Annotated in this window: 15 protein-coding genes; 9 read left to right on the top strand and 6 right to left on the bottom strand. The window is 61.1% G+C overall.

From position 1 onward, the window contains the following. Positions 1-91 precede the first annotated feature (91 nt). From NA637_RS15890 to NA637_RS15850, 9 genes are all read left to right on the top strand, one after another. The gene (locus NA637_RS15890) at positions 92-1207 is read left to right on the top strand and encodes an NADH:flavin oxidoreductase (RefSeq protein ID WP_256073304.1); all 1116 of its coding nucleotides are present in this window, start codon (positions 92-94) and stop codon (positions 1205-1207) included. A gap of 160 nt (positions 1208-1367) precedes the next feature. Further along, positions 1368-1439: a pyrroloquinoline quinone precursor peptide PqqA gene (gene pqqA / locus NA637_RS15885; RefSeq protein ID WP_003253598.1), complete on the top strand. Its 72-nt coding sequence runs from the start codon at positions 1368-1370 to the stop codon at positions 1437-1439. Between the two features lie 48 nt (positions 1440-1487). After that, positions 1488-2399: a pyrroloquinoline quinone biosynthesis protein PqqB gene (gene pqqB, locus NA637_RS15880; RefSeq protein WP_256073303.1), complete on the top strand. Its 912-nt coding sequence runs from the start codon at positions 1488-1490 to the stop codon at positions 2397-2399. 92 nt (positions 2400-2491) lie between these two features. Beyond that, positions 2492-3244, top strand: a complete 753-nt coding sequence (pqqC, locus tag NA637_RS15875) for a pyrroloquinoline-quinone synthase PqqC (protein WP_256073302.1) — start codon at positions 2492-2494, stop codon at positions 3242-3244. A gap of 113 nt (positions 3245-3357) precedes the next feature. Next, complete coding sequence (gene pqqD / locus NA637_RS15870) at positions 3358-3636, top strand: pyrroloquinoline quinone biosynthesis peptide chaperone PqqD (protein WP_256073301.1); 279 nt, start codon at positions 3358-3360, stop codon at positions 3634-3636. Then, the gene (gene pqqE, locus NA637_RS15865) at positions 3608-4762 is read left to right on the top strand and encodes a pyrroloquinoline quinone biosynthesis protein PqqE (protein WP_256073300.1); all 1155 of its coding nucleotides are present in this window, start codon (positions 3608-3610) and stop codon (positions 4760-4762) included. The genes pqqD and pqqE overlap by 29 nt, the downstream gene beginning before the upstream one ends. A gap of 40 nt (positions 4763-4802) precedes the next feature. Further along, complete coding sequence (locus NA637_RS15860) at positions 4803-6686, top strand: alpha/beta hydrolase family protein (RefSeq protein WP_256073299.1); 1884 nt, start codon at positions 4803-4805, stop codon at positions 6684-6686. Positions 6687-6797: 111 nt separating this feature from the next. Further along, positions 6798-7961, top strand: a complete 1164-nt coding sequence (gene ercA / locus NA637_RS15855) for an alcohol dehydrogenase-like regulatory protein ErcA (RefSeq protein WP_256073298.1) — start codon at positions 6798-6800, stop codon at positions 7959-7961. Further along, the gene (locus NA637_RS15850) at positions 7945-9636 is read left to right on the top strand and encodes a PAS domain-containing hybrid sensor histidine kinase/response regulator (RefSeq protein ID WP_256073297.1); all 1692 of its coding nucleotides are present in this window, start codon (positions 7945-7947) and stop codon (positions 9634-9636) included. Before ercA ends, NA637_RS15850 begins: the two co-directional genes overlap by 17 nt. Positions 9637-9657: 21 nt before the next feature. On the opposite strand, the gene arsJ is transcribed toward NA637_RS15850, so the two are convergent. The 6 genes from arsJ to NA637_RS15820 form a co-directional block, all read right to left on the bottom strand. Beyond that, the gene (arsJ, locus tag NA637_RS15845) at positions 9658-10890 is read right to left on the bottom strand and encodes an organoarsenical effux MFS transporter ArsJ (RefSeq protein WP_256073296.1); all 1233 of its coding nucleotides are present in this window, start codon (positions 10888-10890) and stop codon (positions 9658-9660) included. Positions 10891-10956: 66 nt separating this feature from the next. Then, positions 10957-11964: an ArsJ-associated glyceraldehyde-3-phosphate dehydrogenase gene (locus tag NA637_RS15840; protein ID WP_256073295.1), complete on the bottom strand. Its 1008-nt coding sequence runs from the start codon at positions 11962-11964 to the stop codon at positions 10957-10959. 16 nt (positions 11965-11980) lie between these two features. Continuing rightward, positions 11981-12307, bottom strand: coding sequence for a YnfA family protein (locus NA637_RS15835; protein WP_064482825.1), 327 nt, complete (start codon positions 12305-12307; stop codon positions 11981-11983). A 154-nt stretch (positions 12308-12461) separates the two neighbouring features. Beyond that, complete coding sequence (arsH, locus tag NA637_RS15830; protein ID WP_256073294.1) at positions 12462-13190, bottom strand: arsenical resistance protein ArsH; 729 nt, start codon at positions 13188-13190, stop codon at positions 12462-12464. Positions 13191-13339: 149 nt separating this feature from the next. Continuing rightward, the gene (locus NA637_RS15825; protein WP_256073293.1) at positions 13340-13696 is read right to left on the bottom strand and encodes a metalloregulator ArsR/SmtB family transcription factor; all 357 of its coding nucleotides are present in this window, start codon (positions 13694-13696) and stop codon (positions 13340-13342) included. Positions 13697-14039: 343 nt separating this feature from the next. Beyond that, the gene (locus NA637_RS15820; RefSeq protein ID WP_256073292.1) at positions 14040-14768 is read right to left on the bottom strand and encodes a hypothetical protein; all 729 of its coding nucleotides are present in this window, start codon (positions 14766-14768) and stop codon (positions 14040-14042) included. Positions 14769-14817 lie beyond the last annotated feature (49 nt).

The raw sequence follows: 14817 nt of genomic DNA, 5'->3' as shown, positions 1-14817 counted from the left end.
CGTGGCTAAAGCCCAGCGATCGCACGCAGCGAACTCCAACGCCCGTTGCACCTCAGATTCAGCACGATCCATGTTTCATGAGGACTTGCCGATGCCCCAATTGCTCGAACCCGCCCAGCTGAATCAGCTGCGCCTGCGCAACCGCGCCGTGCTGGCTCCGATGACTCGCGTCAGCGCCGAGCCGGAAGGGCAACCCAACGAACTGATGCGCGACTATTACCAGGCATTCGCAGAGGGCGGCTTCGGCATGTTGATTACCGAAGGCACCTATACGGACACAGCCTACAGCCAGGGATATCTGAACCAGCCGGGCCTGGCCACCGAGGTTCAGCGTGACAGCTGGGTGCCGATTGTCAGCGCGGTACACCAGGCGGGAGCGGCGATCATCGCTCAGCTGATGCACGGTGGTGCGCAGACCCAGGGCAATATCCACCACGCCCGCCACGTCGCGCCGTCGGCCGTTCAGCCGGGCGGGCGACAGTTGAGCTTCTACGGCGGCGAAGGCCCCTATGCGACACCCGCAGAGATGACCGAAGCGGAAATCCATGAAGCGATTGCCGGCTTCGTCCAGGCTGCGAAACATGCGCGTGAGGCCGGTTTCGATGGGGTGGAGCTGCATGGCGCCAACGGCTACCTGCTGCACGAATTCATGACCGCCGAGTTCAATCAGCGCACCGACCGCTGGGGCGGTGACTACAAGGCCAGACTGGCCCTGCCGCTGGACGTCATCCGTGCGGTACGTGAGGCGGTCGGGGCGGGGTTCGTCGTCGGTATGCGGCTGTCGCAAAGCATGGTCACGGACAGCCAGCTTAAATGGGACGGTGGGGTTGAAGCGGCGCGCTATCGTTTCGCCACGCTAGCCTCCTCAGGGCTCGATTACATCCACGTGACCGAAGGCGACATAAGTGCACCGGCGTTCGAGGAAGGCGAAAGCCTGGCGGCAATCGCCAAAGGCGCCGTTGAGATCCCGATCATCGGCAATGGCGCCATCGGCACGGGCGAACAGGCGCAGCAATTGCTCGACGCCGGCGTGCTGGATTTCCTGGCGATCGGCAAGGCGGCGCTGGCAAACCATGATTGGCCGTTGCGCGTACAGGAAAAGGCGCCCCTGAGCGCATTCGACTACGAGATGTTCGCGCCAATGGCGACCATCACCAATGAACTGGCTTGGCGGGGCACCCATGGTCGTTCCGCCGTGCGCCGCTAAATGCGCCTGTCATCTCGTGTTGCTTGAAAACCGGCGACAGCCAAGGCACTACCAATGCAGAGCGCTGTCTGCTTCCAAAGTACCATTCCGCTTTTGACGGAGTAGGGTGCTTAATGAGTTGTCGGAATACTTCCGTCATCACAAAAGAGAGGAATCAGCCATGTGGACTAAACCTGCTTTTACCGACCTGCGCATTGGTTTCGAAGTCACCATGTACTTCGCCAATCGCTGATTGATCTGCCCCGGCCCCGGTCGGGGCTCCGTTTTTTGGGAGCTGCCCATGTTCATCCAGATTTTAGGTTCGGCTGCTGGCGGCGGCTTTCCTCAGTGGAACTGTAATTGCGTCAACTGTGCCGGGCTGCGCAACGGTAGCTTGCGTGGCAAAGCCCGCACTCAATCGTCGATTGCAATCAGTGATGACGGCGAGAACTGGATTCTCTGCAACGCCTCGCCGGACATTCGTGCTCAGCTTGAGTCCTTCCCTAAGCTACAACCGGCTCGCGGCCCCCGAGACACCGCGATTGGCGCGATCATCCTGCTCGACAGCCAGATCGATCACACCACCGGCCTGCTGACGCTGCGTGAGGGCTGCCCACACGAAGTTTGGTGCACCGAGATGGTTCATCAGGATCTGAGCACCGGCTTCCCGCTGTTTAACATGCTTGAACATTGGAACGGCGGTCTGCGCTGGAATCCGATCGCGTTGGAAGGCAGTTTCACCATCGCGACCTGCCCAAACCTGAACATCACCCCGATTCCGCTGCGCAGTTCAGCGCCGCCGTATTCGCCGCACCGCAACGACCCGCATCCCGGCGACAACATCGGTCTGTTGATCGAAGACCGTAAAACCGGCGGCACGCTGTTTTACGCGCCGGGTCTGGGCCAGGTCAGCCCTGAACTGCTGGAACTGATGCGCAGTGGCGATTGCCTGCTCGTCGACGGCACCCTGTGGCGCGATGACGAAATGCGCGTGCGCGAAGTCGGCACCAAACTGGGCAGCGAAATGGGCCACCTTCATCAGAGCGGCCCAGGCGGCATGATCGAGGTGCTCGACGGCATGCCGGCTGCGCGCAAGGTTCTCATCCATATCAACAACACCAATCCGATCCTCGACGAGGACTCCGCCGAACGGGCGGTGCTCGACGAGCACGGGATTGAAGTCTCGTTCGATGGCATGAGTATCGAACTGTAGGGTAGAACGACCCCCAACTCACCGAAAGCAGTGGCTGAAGGCGCTCGCCTGTGCCTGGAGGAACAGCCCGTACAACCCGTAAGGAAGTTCTTATGACCCTGCCAGCCATGACTCCGTCCGAGTTCGAAACAGCGCTACGCGCCAAGGGCGACTACTACCACATCCATCATCCCTTCCACCGCGCCATGTATGAAGGCCGCTCGACCCGTGAGCAGATTCAGGGCTGGGTCGCGAACCGCTTCTACTACCAGGTCTGCATTCCGCTGAAGGATGCAGCGATCATGGCTAACTGCCCGGATCGCGATGCCCGCCGCGAATGGGTCCAGCGGATCATTGACCACGATGGCAGCCCAGGCGAGGAGGGTGGTATCGAAGCCTGGCTGCGCCTGGCTGAAGCCGTGGGCCTGGACCGCGAGCAGGTGTTGTCGCAGGAGTTGGTGCTACCGGGCGTGCGCTTCGCGGTAGACGCCTATGTCAATTTCGCCCGCCGCGCCGTCTGGCAGGAGGCGGCCAGCAGTTCGCTCACCGAACTGTTCGCCCCGACCATCCATCAGTCGCGCCTGGACGCCTGGCCGCAGTACTACAGCTGGATAGATGCGTCCGGTTACGACTACTTCCGCAAACGCCTGAAGCAAGCCCGCCGCGACGTCGAGCATGGCCTGCGCATCACGCTGCAGCACTACAAGACGCGCCACGCTCAGGAGCGCATGCTGAACATTCTTCAGTTCAAACTCGACGTTTTGTGGAGCATGCTCGATGCCATGAGCATGGCCTATGAGTTGGACCGCCCGCCGTATCACACCGTGACCCGCGAACGTGTCTGGCACAAGGGCATCACATTCTGAGCCGTTACCGAGCCACCAGCGGAGGGCGGCAACGCTCCGTCGATCCGAGCAACTGGTGGGCTTGAGCCCACCGATTCAGCACCGATGATGTTTCACTGGCGAGACAGAGGACCATGAGCGCTATCCAACTGACCCAGATCCCGGTTTTTCGCCGCGGTTTTCGCTACCAATGGGAACCGGCGCAAAACTGCCATGTGCTGCTGTATCCCGAGGGCATGATCAAGCTGAACGTGAGCGCATCGGAGGTTTTGGGCGAAGTGGATGGCACCCGGAGTGTCGGGGGAATTGTCGCCATCCTGCAGAGCCGCTTCCCCGATGCCGAGGGCATCGAGGAAGACATCGTTGCATTTCTGGAGGTCGCCGTTGAACGGTTCTGGATCGAGCTTCGCTAAGCCGGGTTTCGAGCCCGGCCCGCCGCTGTGGCTGCTGGCGGAGCTGACCTATCGCTGCCCCCTGCAGTGCCCGTATTGCTCCAATCCGCTGGATTTCGCTCGCAGCCATGATGAGCTGAGCACTGCCGAGTGGATCGAGGTGTTCCGCCAGGCGCGCGAAATGGGCGCGGCGCAGCTGGGTTTCTCCGGTGGCGAACCCTTGGTCCGTCAGGATCTGGCCGAGCTGATCAAGGCGGCACGGGACCTGGGCTATTACACCAACCTGATCACCTCGGGCATCGGCCTCACCGAGGAGAAGATCGCCTCGTTCGCCGACGCTGGGCTCGACCACATTCAAATCAGTTTTCAGGCCGCTGACGAGGAAGTGAACAACCTGCTCGCCGGGTCGAAAAAGGCGTTCGCCCAGAAGCTTGCCATGGCGCGGGCGGTCAAGGCGCACGGCTATCCGATGGTGCTTAACTTTGTCACCCATCGGCACAACATCGACAACATCGACCGCATCATTCAGCTCTGCCTGGAGCTCGAAGCCGACTTCGTGGAACTCGCGACCTGTCAGTTCTATGGCTGGGCCGAGCTCAACCGCGCCGGGCTGTTACCTGGCAAGGAACAACTGGTACGTGCCGAGCGGATCACCAATGAATGGCGTGACAAGCTCGCCGCCGAGAATCACCCCTGCAAGCTGATCTTCGTCACGCCCGATTATTATGAAGAGCGTCCCAAGGGCTGCATGAACGGCTGGGGCAATCTGTTTCTCGACATCACCCCGGACGGCACGGCGCTGCCTTGCCACAGCGCACGCCAACTGCCCATCACCTTTCCCAACGTGCGTGAGCAACGCATCGAGCAGATCTGGAAGCACTCGATGGGCTTCAACAGGTTTCGCGGCTTCGACTGGATGCCCGAGCCGTGCCAATCCTGCGATGAAAAGGAAAAAGACTTCGGCGGCTGCCGCTGCCAGGCCTTCATGCTCACCGGCGACGCCGCCAACGCGGATCCGGTATGCAGCAAGTCCGCCCATCATGACAAGATTCTCGCTGCTCGCATCGAGGCCGAGCAGGCCCCGCGCGGGTTGAATGAGCTGACTTTCCGTAACGAGAAGGCGTCCAAGCTGATTCTCAAGGTATAGGTCCGTTTGGGGCATGCCTGATTGACCGGAACCGATCGATATGAGCAAAACCGAAACGCCGTATGGCTTCTGGAACAGCGACTGGACTGCCGAAAAAGCCGCCTCGGCCAGCCGCGACTTCGCAGAACTGCGTGCCGGGCATGGGGGCTTGTTCTGGATTCAGTACGATCCCGCCGATGCGCGTTGCACCCTCTGGTACTGGCGCGACGGCACGGCGCAATGCCTGACACCCGCTGAGTTTTCCCTGCGCAGTCGGGTATACGAATACGGTGGTGGTGCACTTTGCCTGACCGATGAGGGCGTGGCTTTCGTCAATGAAAGCGACCAGCAGATCTATCTGCAACCACTTGCCGGTACGAGGGCTGGCCAGCCGGTGGCGCTCACCTCGCGTCCCCATTGCCGTTATGGTGACCTGCAATACGATCACCGCCAAGGCGCCATCGTCGCGGTGGAGGAAACCCGGCATGACAAGGGCGTCGAGCACCGACTGGTGAGCGTTTCGCTTGCAGGCGAACACAAGCTGCTTGCCGAAGGCGCGGACTTCTATGCTGCGCCGACCCTGGATGCTGCTGGCGAGCGTTTGGCCTGGATTCAGTGGCATCGGCCCGAGCAGCCCTGGACGGCCACCAGCCTCTGGATGGCCGACTACCTGCCTGATGGGCGCCTCGATCAACCGCTGTGCCTGGCTGGCACTGAGGGTACGGAATCGCTGCAACAGCCTCGCTTCGCCGATGACGGCACGCTGTGTTGCCTGACCGACCGCGCCGGTTGGTGGCAACCCTGGCAGAGCCAGGGCGATGCAATGGTGCCGGTGAATCGCTTTGTTCGCCACCGCTTCGATCACGCCCCCGCGCCTTGGCAACTGGCGACCGTCAGCTACCTGCCACTGACCGAGGGTGCCTGGTTATCGACCCGGCTGGTGGACGGCTACGGCTTGCTGTTCGAGCATGACGCTGAGGGCAACGAGCGACAGCTCGCCTCCGAGTACAGCCGTTGTCGCCAGTTGGCCGTGGATGACCGTCATTACTATTGCCTTGCCGGAGCGCCGGACCGGGCGCCCGCCGTACTGGCAATCGACCGTCACAACGGCGAGACCACGATACTGGCCGGCGGCGAGCAGCCATTGCCGGCGGAGCAGCTGTCTCGTGCCCAACCGTTCCGTTTTGCCACCGGGCATGGGGAAGTCGCGCACGCCTTCTTCTATCCGCCTGGTAATGCGGACCGCCGCGGCTTGCCCGGGGAGAAGCCACCGCTGGTTGTGTTCATGCATGGCGGGCCGACCTCGGCCAGCTATCCGGTCTTCGATCCGCGCATTCAGTACTGGACCCAACGCGGTTTCGCCGTTGCCGACATCAATTACCGTGGCAGCAGTGGATTTGGACGTGCCTACCGGCAGCGCTTGCGCGGCAACTGGGGTGTGCTGGAAGTCGAGGATGCCTGCGCGGCGGTGCAGTCGCTGGCGGTGCGCGGCCAGATCGATCCCGCGCGGACCTTCATTCGCGGCTCCAGCGCCGGCGGCTACAGCGCACTCTGCGCGTTGGCCGCCAATGCCGGGTTTACTGGCGGCGCCAGCCTGTACGGGGTCAGCGATCCGCTGGTATTGCGGCGGGTGACCCACAAGTTCGAGGCGGACTATCTGGATTGGCTGATCGGTGATCCCGTGCGCGACGCCCAGCGCTACCGGGAACGCACGCCGCTAAACAACGCGGCACGGATTCAGGTTCCGATGATCTTCCTGCAAGGCGGTCAGGACGTTGTGGTGCTTCCCGAGCAGACCGAGTCAATGGTTGCAGCGCTGCGCGAACAGGGCCTGCCAGTGGAATATTGCCTCTATCCAGACGAGCGCCACGGCTTTCGCCAGGCAGGAAATCTGGCCGATGCGCTGCAGCGCGAATGTCGCTTCTATCAGGGGCTGCTTGGCTGATCGAAGGACCGTTCCCGCTGCATGGCCGAGACATGCGCCTCTTTCAGGATTACTTTGGTGCGGGAAAGCAGTACGCTTGCCCAAAGTAAAATAATAACGAGAGGCCGCCTTATGAGCCCTAATCTGAGCCTGCAACGTAAGTTTGTCTCGCCCGAGATCGTGTTTGGTGCAGGCTGTCGGCATAGCGCCGGCAACTATGCGAAGAATTTTGGCGCGCGCAAGGTGCTGCTGGTGTCCGACCCGGGTGTGGTTGCTGCCGGATGGGTCAGCGATGTGCAGGCGAGTCTGGCACGGCAGGGCATCGAGTTTCACCTGTTCACTCGGGTCTCGGCCAATCCTCGCTCCGAGGAAGTGATGCTCGGCGCCGAGGTGTATGGCAGCGCAGGTTGTAATGTCATCGTAGCGGTCGGTGGCGGGAGCCCGATGGATTGCGCCAAGGGCATCGGCATCGCGGTGGCCCACGGTCGCGATATCGTCGAGTTCATAGGGGTCGATACGTTGCGGGTGCCCAGCCCGCCACTGATCCTGATCCCCACGACTGCCGGCACATCGGCCGATGTGTCGCAGTTCGTGGTCATTTCCAACCAGACCGAACGGATGAAGTACTCCATCGTCAGCAAGGGCGCCGTGCCGGACGTCTCGCTGATCGATCCGGAAACCACCCTGAGCATGGATCCGTTCCTGTCTGCCTGTACCGGTATTGACGCGCTGGTGCATGCCATCGAGGCCTTTGTTTCGACTGGCCATGGCCCGCTGACCGATCCTCATGCCTTGGAAGCGATGCGGCTGATCGGCGGCCATCTGGTGGAGATGATCGCCAGTCCGGCCGATATTCGACTGCGCGAAAAGATCATGCTCGGCAGCATGCAGGCCGGCCTGGCCTTCTCCAACGCGATTCTCGGTGCGGTGCATGCAATGTCTCACAGCCTTGGCGGTTATCTGGATCTGCCGCATGGCCTGTGCAATGCGGTGTTGGTCGAACATGTTGTGGCGTTCAACTACGATTCGGCGCCGGATCGCTTCAAGGTGGTGGCGCAGACCTTGGGCATAGACAGCCGCGGGCTGAACCATCGGCAGATTCGTGAACGACTCGTGCAACATCTGATCAGCCTCAAGCAGGCCATTGGCTTCAACGAAACGCTCGGCTTGCACGGGGTGAATCTCTCTGACATCCCGTTTCTCTCGCAGCATGCAATGCAAGACCCTTGCATCCTGACCAATCCCCGTTCATCGACCCGGCGCGACGTCGAACTGGTCTATGCCGAAGCACTCTGAACAGGACGATGCCCTTGCCGAGCTGCTCGGGCTAGGCATTCATTCGGCCCGCAAAAGCCATTACCCGGAACTGGTGGCTCGTCTTGAAGAGCTGGAGACCGAGCGCAACCGTTACAAATGGCTGTTCGAACACGCCGTACATGGCATTTTCCAGGCCAGTCTGCAGGAAGGCATTCGCGCAGCCAATCCGGCCCTGGCAAGGATGCTCGGCTACGAAAGCCCGGCTGAGGCGCTGTGGCGCCTGACCGACCTTTCACATCACCTGTTCATCGGTGGTGAAGACGAGCTTCGGCAGATTCGGCGTACGCTGAACAGTCAGCAAGGCTTGTCCGGATACGAGACCCGTCTGCGGCGCAAGGACGGCAGTCCCATCGACGTCATGATGAACCTGCTGCTCAAGCCGGACGAAGAAGGCCTGGTTGAAGGCTTCGTTGCCGACATCACCGAACGCAAGCTGGCGCAGATGCGCTTGCTACAGCTCAACGAACAGTTGGAGTACCGGGTCGCCGAGCGCACCTGCGAGCTGCGCAAGGCTCGGGACGTGGCCGAGCAAGCCAACCACAGCAAGGACAAGTACCTTGCCGCTGCCAGCCATGACCTGTTGCAGCCGCTCAATGCGGCGCGCCTGTTGATCTCGACATTGCGCGAGCGCGGCTTAGCGGAGGCTGAAGCGAACCTGGTCGAGCGAGCCCATCAGGCGCTCGGGAGCGCCGAAGACTTGCTGACTGATTTGCTCGACATCTCCAAGCTGGATCAACAGGCGATCAAGCCCGATATCGAGCTTTATCGCCTCGATGAGCTGCTGCTGCCACTTGTCTCCGAATTCCAGTCAGTAGCCGAAGCCGCAGGCCTCAGCTTCGATCATTACATCCCAGCGTATGCGCTACGCAGCGATTTCCGGCTGCTGACGCGCATTTTGCGTAACTTTCTCAGCAATGCCTGCCGCTACACCGATCAAGGCCGAGTGCTGCTGGGCGCGCGCAAGCGCGGCGAATACCTGCGTATCGAGGTCTGGGACACGGGGCGAGGCATCGAGACGGATCAGCTGCAGTCGATCTTCCTCGAGTTCAATCAGCTGGGTGTGCAGCGCGCCACCGAACGCGCCGGCGTTGGGCTCGGCCTGGCCATCGTCGATCGTATCGCCTCGATGCTGGCTTATCCGATTCAGGTGCGTTCGCGGTTGGGGCGAGGCTCCGTGTTCAGCATTGATGTGCCGCTGGCCGATCTGCCTGAGCAGACGCCTGCCGAAGCGCCAATGCTGATGCCGGTACCTGACAACCCGTTACCGTGCCGTCGCTTGCTGATCCTGGATAAGGAGCTGAGCATCCTGCACAGCATGGCCGCGTTGCTGGGGCAGTGGGGCTGCGAGGTATTGACAGCCACTGACCTGGAAGCGGCGTTGGCCGTGCTCGGCGGATCGCCGCCGGAGGTGATTCTCGCCGACTACCACCTCGATCAGGGCGTGACGGGATGGGATGTAGTCACTGCGCTGAGGAAACACTTTGCGCAGGCGATCCCGGCGGTCATGGTCACGGCCGATCGCAGTGACCAATGTCGTCGCCAACTGCAAGGGTTTGGTGTCCCGGTGCTGAACAAACCCGTCAAGGCCGGGAAGCTTCGATCAGTTCTGAGTCACTTGCTCAGCGATCGCCACGCATGCTCCGAAATCAGCTGAAGGAAGCGGAACGGGCTGCGCTCAACTGTCTCGCGAGGCTGCCTGATGACGACGCGGCAGGCCCATCGATATCAATGCGGCCAGCAGCACGAAGGCGCTCGATATCCATAAGCAGGCCTCAAGCCCATACGCTTGGTAGACCCAACCGGACAGCAGGGTGCCGACCAGCCGGCCCAGCGCGTTGGACATGTAATAGAAGCCGACGTCCAACGACACGCCGTCGGCCTTGGCATAGGACACGATGAGATAGCTGTGCAGCGACGAGTTTATGGCGAAGATCGCGCTAAACAACAGTAAGCCCCCAAGCAGTACCGTCTGGGGCGACCACTCCGTACCCAGCCCTAACGCTATTGCTGCCGGCAGGCCCGCCAACAGCAACGCCCAAACGAACGCCGAGCGGCCGTCCGGCACCTCACCTCGGTTCTTGCCCGTGATAGCCGGAGCAAGCGACTGGACGATGCCGTATCCGATCACCCATAGGGCGAGAAAGCCGCCTACCTGCCAGAAATCCCAGCCAAATACGGCAGACAGATAGACCGGCAGCGCCACCACGAACCAGACATCGCGCGCGCCGAACAGGAACAGCCGGGCTGCTGACAGAACGTTTATGGCCCGGCTCTTGGAAAGCAATTCGCGAAACTTGGGTTTCGCCTTGGCCTTGCCCAGGTCCTTTTTCAGCAGCACAAGACTGGAAACCCAGATCAGCGACAGCGCAGCGGCCATGACCAGCAAAGCCCCGCGGAAGCCGATAGCCGCAAGCAGGGCGCCGCCAAGGAAAAAGCCAACACCTTTGAGTGCGTTCTTCGATCCGGTCAGGACGGCCACCCACCGGTACAGTGTGCCTTGCTGGCCCTCCGGCACCAAGAGTTTGATTGAGCTCTTGGCGCTCATCTTGTTCAGGTCCTTGGCGATGCCTGACAGCGCTTGCGCACCCATCACCCACGGCATCGTCAGCCATGTGGCGGGCACGGTGAGCATCAGCAATGCCACGATTTGCATGGCCAGGCCGGTGTTCATGGTGCGATTGAGCCCAAGCCGTGCCCCCAGGTAGCCACCGACCAGATTGGTGATGACACCGAATACTTCGTAGAAGAGAAACAGGGCCGCGATTTGCAACGGTGTGTAGCCGAGCACGTGAAAATGCAACACGACCAGCATGCGCAGCGCGCCGTCGGTCAGGGTGAACGCCCAATAATTACCGGTCACCAGCAGATACTGGCGAACCTCCGGTGCGAGGCGGGAAAGGGCGTGCATGATGGAGTCCCGTTGCGTTGTGGAATGAGCGCAAGGCCGCTGGAACCCCAGCGCCCTGCGTTCGGGTCAATCGGCCAGGCCCACCTTGCGTGCCAGTTCCACGGTGCGGTTGGCGTAACCCCACTCGTTGTCATACCAGGCGTAGAGCTTCACCTGCGTGCCGTTGACGACCATGGTCGACAGGGCATCGATGATCGACGAACGTGGGTCGGTGCGGTAATCGATTGAAACCAGAGGGCGTTCTTCGTAACCGAGAATGCCCTTGAGCGGACCTTTACTGGCCGCGGCGCTCAGTAGCTGATTGACCTCATCGACAGAGGTGGCTCGCTCGACTTCGAAAACGCAGTCGGTCAGTGAGGCGTTAGCCAGCGGGACCCGCACCGCATGGCCGTTGAGCTTGCCGCGCAGCTCGGGGAATATCTCCGCGATCGCGGTTGCCGAACCGGTAGTAGTCGGGATCAGGCTCATGCCCGAGGCTCGGGCGCGGCGCAGATCCTTGTGTGGCTGATCGAGGATGCTCTGGGTGTTGGTCAGGTCATGGATGGTGGTGATCGAACCATGCCGGATGCCGAGGTGTTCATGGATGACCTTGACCACCGGTGCAAGGCAATTGGTGGTGCAGGAGGCCGCGGTAACGATCCGGTGCTGTGCCGGATCGAACAGCGCGTCATTGACCCCCATGACGATATTGAGCGCCCCGGCTTCCTTGACCGGCGCGCTGACCACAACACGCTTGACCCCTTGGTCCAGATAGCCCTGAAGCACGGCCACAGTCTTCATCTTGCCGCTGGCTTCGATTACCAGATCGCAGCCGGACCAGTCGGTATCTGCAATGGCCTTGTTTGCGGTGACTCGGACGCGCTTGCCATCGACGACAACGCAGTCGCCGTCACTGCTCGCTTCGTGCTGCCAGCGGCCGTGCACCGAGTCGAAGTTCAGCAGGTGAGCGTGGCTGGCTGCGTCGCCGGCGGGATCGTTGATCTGGACGAACTCCAGTTCTGGCCAATCCCAGGCTGCGCGCAGTGCCAGACGTCCAATCCGGCCGAAGCCATTGATACCCACTTTGATTGTCATGGTTGATTCCCCTAAGTCAGGCGCCGCGAGGCGCGAACATGATGATGGCCATGCCTAGCAGCGCGACGGCCGAACCCAGCAGATCCCAGCCGGTAGGCCTGATGCCGTCGACGATCCACAGCCAGACGATTGCAGCGCCGATGTAGACGCCGCCATAGGCGGCATACACGCGTCCTGCGGCTGTCGGGTGCAGCGATAACAGCCAGGCGAACAGCACCAGTGATGCCGCAGCAGGTACCAGCAGCCAGGCGCTTTTGCCTTGACGAAGCCACAGGTAGGGCAGATAGCAGCCGACGATCTCGGCGAGTGCCGTGATGGCGAACAAGCCAAAGGTCTTGAGCATCAGATCAGTCGCCAAATTGTGCGAGCCAGCCAAACACGGACCTCGTTTTGCCTGGTGCCACGAGCCCCGAGGCATGGTGCGAAATTCAAGCGAGTTGTGCGCTCCTGAAACTCGAGAACCTCATTGGGATGCGGCATGGTTGACCTTCCTTGCTTCAAATCGAGCGCTGGTTGACACGCACTGACAGAGCTTCGGCCGATTCCTTGCGCTCCGAGTAGCGATCGACAAGGTAGCCGCCGCGCCCACGCACCAACAGCGTGAACTTGACCAGTTCCTCCATCACGTCTACGACCCGGTCGTAATAGGCCGACGGTTTCATCCGTCCGGCGTCGTCGAACTCCAGAAACGCTTTGGCTACCGATGACTGGTTGGGGATCGTGACCATGCGCATCCAGCGGCCCAACACGCGCATCTGATTCACCGCGTTGAAGGATTGCGAGCCACCACAGACCTGCATCAGCGCGAGCGTCTTGCCCTGCGTCGGGCGGACCGCCCCCATGCTAAGCGGCACCCAATCGATCTGCGCCTTGAACACCGCGCTCATCGCCCCGTGACGTTCCGGCGAGCACCACACCTGACCTTCGGACCAGATAACCAGGTCGCGAAGCGCCTGGACCTTCGGGTGAGACTCCGGGGCGTCGTCAGGCAGTGGCAGGCCGGAGGGGTCGAAGATCCGCGTCTCGCAACCCATTGCCTGCAACAGGCGCGCGGCCTCCTGACTCATCAAGCGGCTGAATGAGCGTTCACGGTTCGAGCCATAGAGCAACAGGATGCGCGGCTTGTGTTCCGGATCACGCGGCAGGCCGAGCTTTTCCAGGCTGGGCAGGTCGAGGCGCTCGGCATCGATATTGGGCAGATTGTCATTGGCCAGATTGTCGTGCATGGGTGTTCTCGTATCAGGTGCCGATATGCGCCAGCTGATCGGTGAGGGCGCTTGCATCAAGCCGGTCGAGGGAGGAGGGCGAGGAACGCCGCGATTGCTGCTTCGATGAACGACAGCGTGTCGTCCGATGCGCGCACGCGAGCGCTGACTCAACCACAGGCTGTCGCTCGGCCCGGCCGATCGCGCATGCGTTCAAGGCGTTCAGCGTCGGGGCTCAACCATCGGTTATTGGCATCCAGAATGACTTGCAGCACATCCTGTACCCAATCGGGCAGGTGCGGGTGCAAGCGGTAGTACACCCACTGGCCTTGGCGCCGATCCTCAAGAATCGCACAGCTTCTCAGTTGGGCGAGGTGCCTCGAAACCTTCGGCTGGCTTTCCTCGAGCGCAGTAGTCAGCTCACAGACGCACAATTCACCCTCGCGAGCGATGAGCAAGGTCATGCGCGCTCGGGTTTCATCGGAGAGGCATTTGAAAACCCTGTCGGGCGTTAGATCTTCGATCATGAATTTCACGGTTTGAGCAAGGTGATTGACCTGGAGCATTCCGCAGCCAGGAAAAGCCAAATATATTGTTTAGCGCATATGCTGTAAAGCGAATATGCTCAGATCAATCTGCCGAGCAGAGCGGCATGCCGGCCGAGCTTCTGCAAAGAAATGCCGTATCCGGGAAATGAGATATACCGAGGCGACCCTGCGCACAACTGGGACGCTCATGGGTCTGTTGGCCCTCGAGGCCTCACAGACGGTTGGCGCGATGAAGCTGGCCAACCTGAACATCCCGGTTGGCGTGCTGATCTGGGTGATGATCATCCCGCTGCGGGCCGGTCTGAGTCCTGTCGCGCCACAGCTAGCTGCCCTGAACGCTGAGCAGCAGGACCGAATAGCCGACCGAGCCGAGCAGGAAGGCACTGAAGCGGCTGTCGCGCTCTTCGGGTAGTTCCTCTTTCAGAACGTTCAGTATGATCGATCCGCCTACAAATGCCGTCACTGCCGAAACCGCCAGCTCCGAAACCTCGCTAGCAAGGCCCAGCGTCCAGCCGGCAAGCGGCATCGCAGCGAGGAGCCAGCGGCCGCGACGCCTGTATAAACCCTTGTGGTCACTCTGAAGGGCGAAGTCGTTGACTAAGAAATGCAGAGTCATCGCGACGCAATAGAGCATCAGTGTCGTCAGGCTACTGTTCTCACCGTGAATCAAGAGGTAACCGACCAGCCCGTTGTATACCGCAAACGCGCCAATGTGTAGCCAGAACACCCCGGCATGGGGCTCCTGCTCCGCTTGGAGACGACGGCGATGCACCTTGATCAGACGCTCGACACCATAGAAGGTGGCCAACCCAAGCAACGCCAACAGCCAGACATGATGCTCAAGATAACTGAGCAACCACCAGTCGCTTCCGTCCAGCACTTGCTGGCCACGAGCCAGCTCCGGCAGCAGGTGAACAAACACGTAAGCGACCGAAACCCCGCCAGCCATGGAGAGCCAGCGGCTGCGAGGAAGACGGTTTAGCTGACGCAGACGCCCAGCAAACACATGAACGGACGCCAAAACGAAGGCTGCGACTAAGCTGCTAAGCAAGAGCGATATCGCCTGTTGATAAGGTTTCGATCAATACGTCAGACTTCGG

The sequence above is a fragment of the Stutzerimonas stutzeri genome (assembly GCF_024448935.1).
GTDB classification, from domain to species: domain Bacteria; phylum Pseudomonadota; class Gammaproteobacteria; order Pseudomonadales; family Pseudomonadaceae; genus Stutzerimonas; species Stutzerimonas stutzeri_AO.
Note: the sequence above shows the minus strand (reverse complement) of the source record. Positions and strands in the feature narration are given on the sequence as shown.

Bases quoted from the DNA above. Each gene is read 5' to 3' on its own strand.
- NA637_RS15825 (WP_256073293.1), bottom strand. From the start codon at position 13,696: ATGATCGAAGATCTAACGCCCGACAGGGTTTTCAAATGCCTCTCCGAT.
- pqqB (WP_256073303.1), top strand. From the start codon at position 1,488: ATGTTCATCCAGATTTTAGGTTCGGCTGCTGGCGGCGGCTTTCCTCAG.
- arsJ (WP_256073296.1), bottom strand. From the start codon at position 10,890: ATGCACGCCCTTTCCCGCCTCGCACCGGAGGTTCGCCAGTATCTGCTG.
- NA637_RS15860 (WP_256073299.1), top strand. From the start codon at position 4,803: ATGAGCAAAACCGAAACGCCGTATGGCTTCTGGAACAGCGACTGGACT.
- pqqC (WP_256073302.1), top strand. From the start codon at position 2,492: ATGACCCTGCCAGCCATGACTCCGTCCGAGTTCGAAACAGCGCTACGC.
- NA637_RS15840 (WP_256073295.1), bottom strand. From the start codon at position 11,964: ATGACAATCAAAGTGGGTATCAATGGCTTCGGCCGGATTGGACGTCTG.
- NA637_RS15890 (WP_256073304.1), top strand. From the start codon at position 92: ATGCCCCAATTGCTCGAACCCGCCCAGCTGAATCAGCTGCGCCTGCGC.
- ercA (WP_256073298.1), top strand. From the start codon at position 6,798: ATGAGCCCTAATCTGAGCCTGCAACGTAAGTTTGTCTCGCCCGAGATC.
- NA637_RS15835 (WP_064482825.1), bottom strand. From the start codon at position 12,307: ATGCTCAAGACCTTTGGCTTGTTCGCCATCACGGCACTCGCCGAGATC.
- NA637_RS15850 (WP_256073297.1), top strand. From the start codon at position 7,945: ATGCCGAAGCACTCTGAACAGGACGATGCCCTTGCCGAGCTGCTCGGG.
- pqqD (WP_256073301.1), top strand. From the start codon at position 3,358: ATGAGCGCTATCCAACTGACCCAGATCCCGGTTTTTCGCCGCGGTTTT.
- arsH (WP_256073294.1), bottom strand. From the start codon at position 13,190: ATGCACGACAATCTGGCCAATGACAATCTGCCCAATATCGATGCCGAG.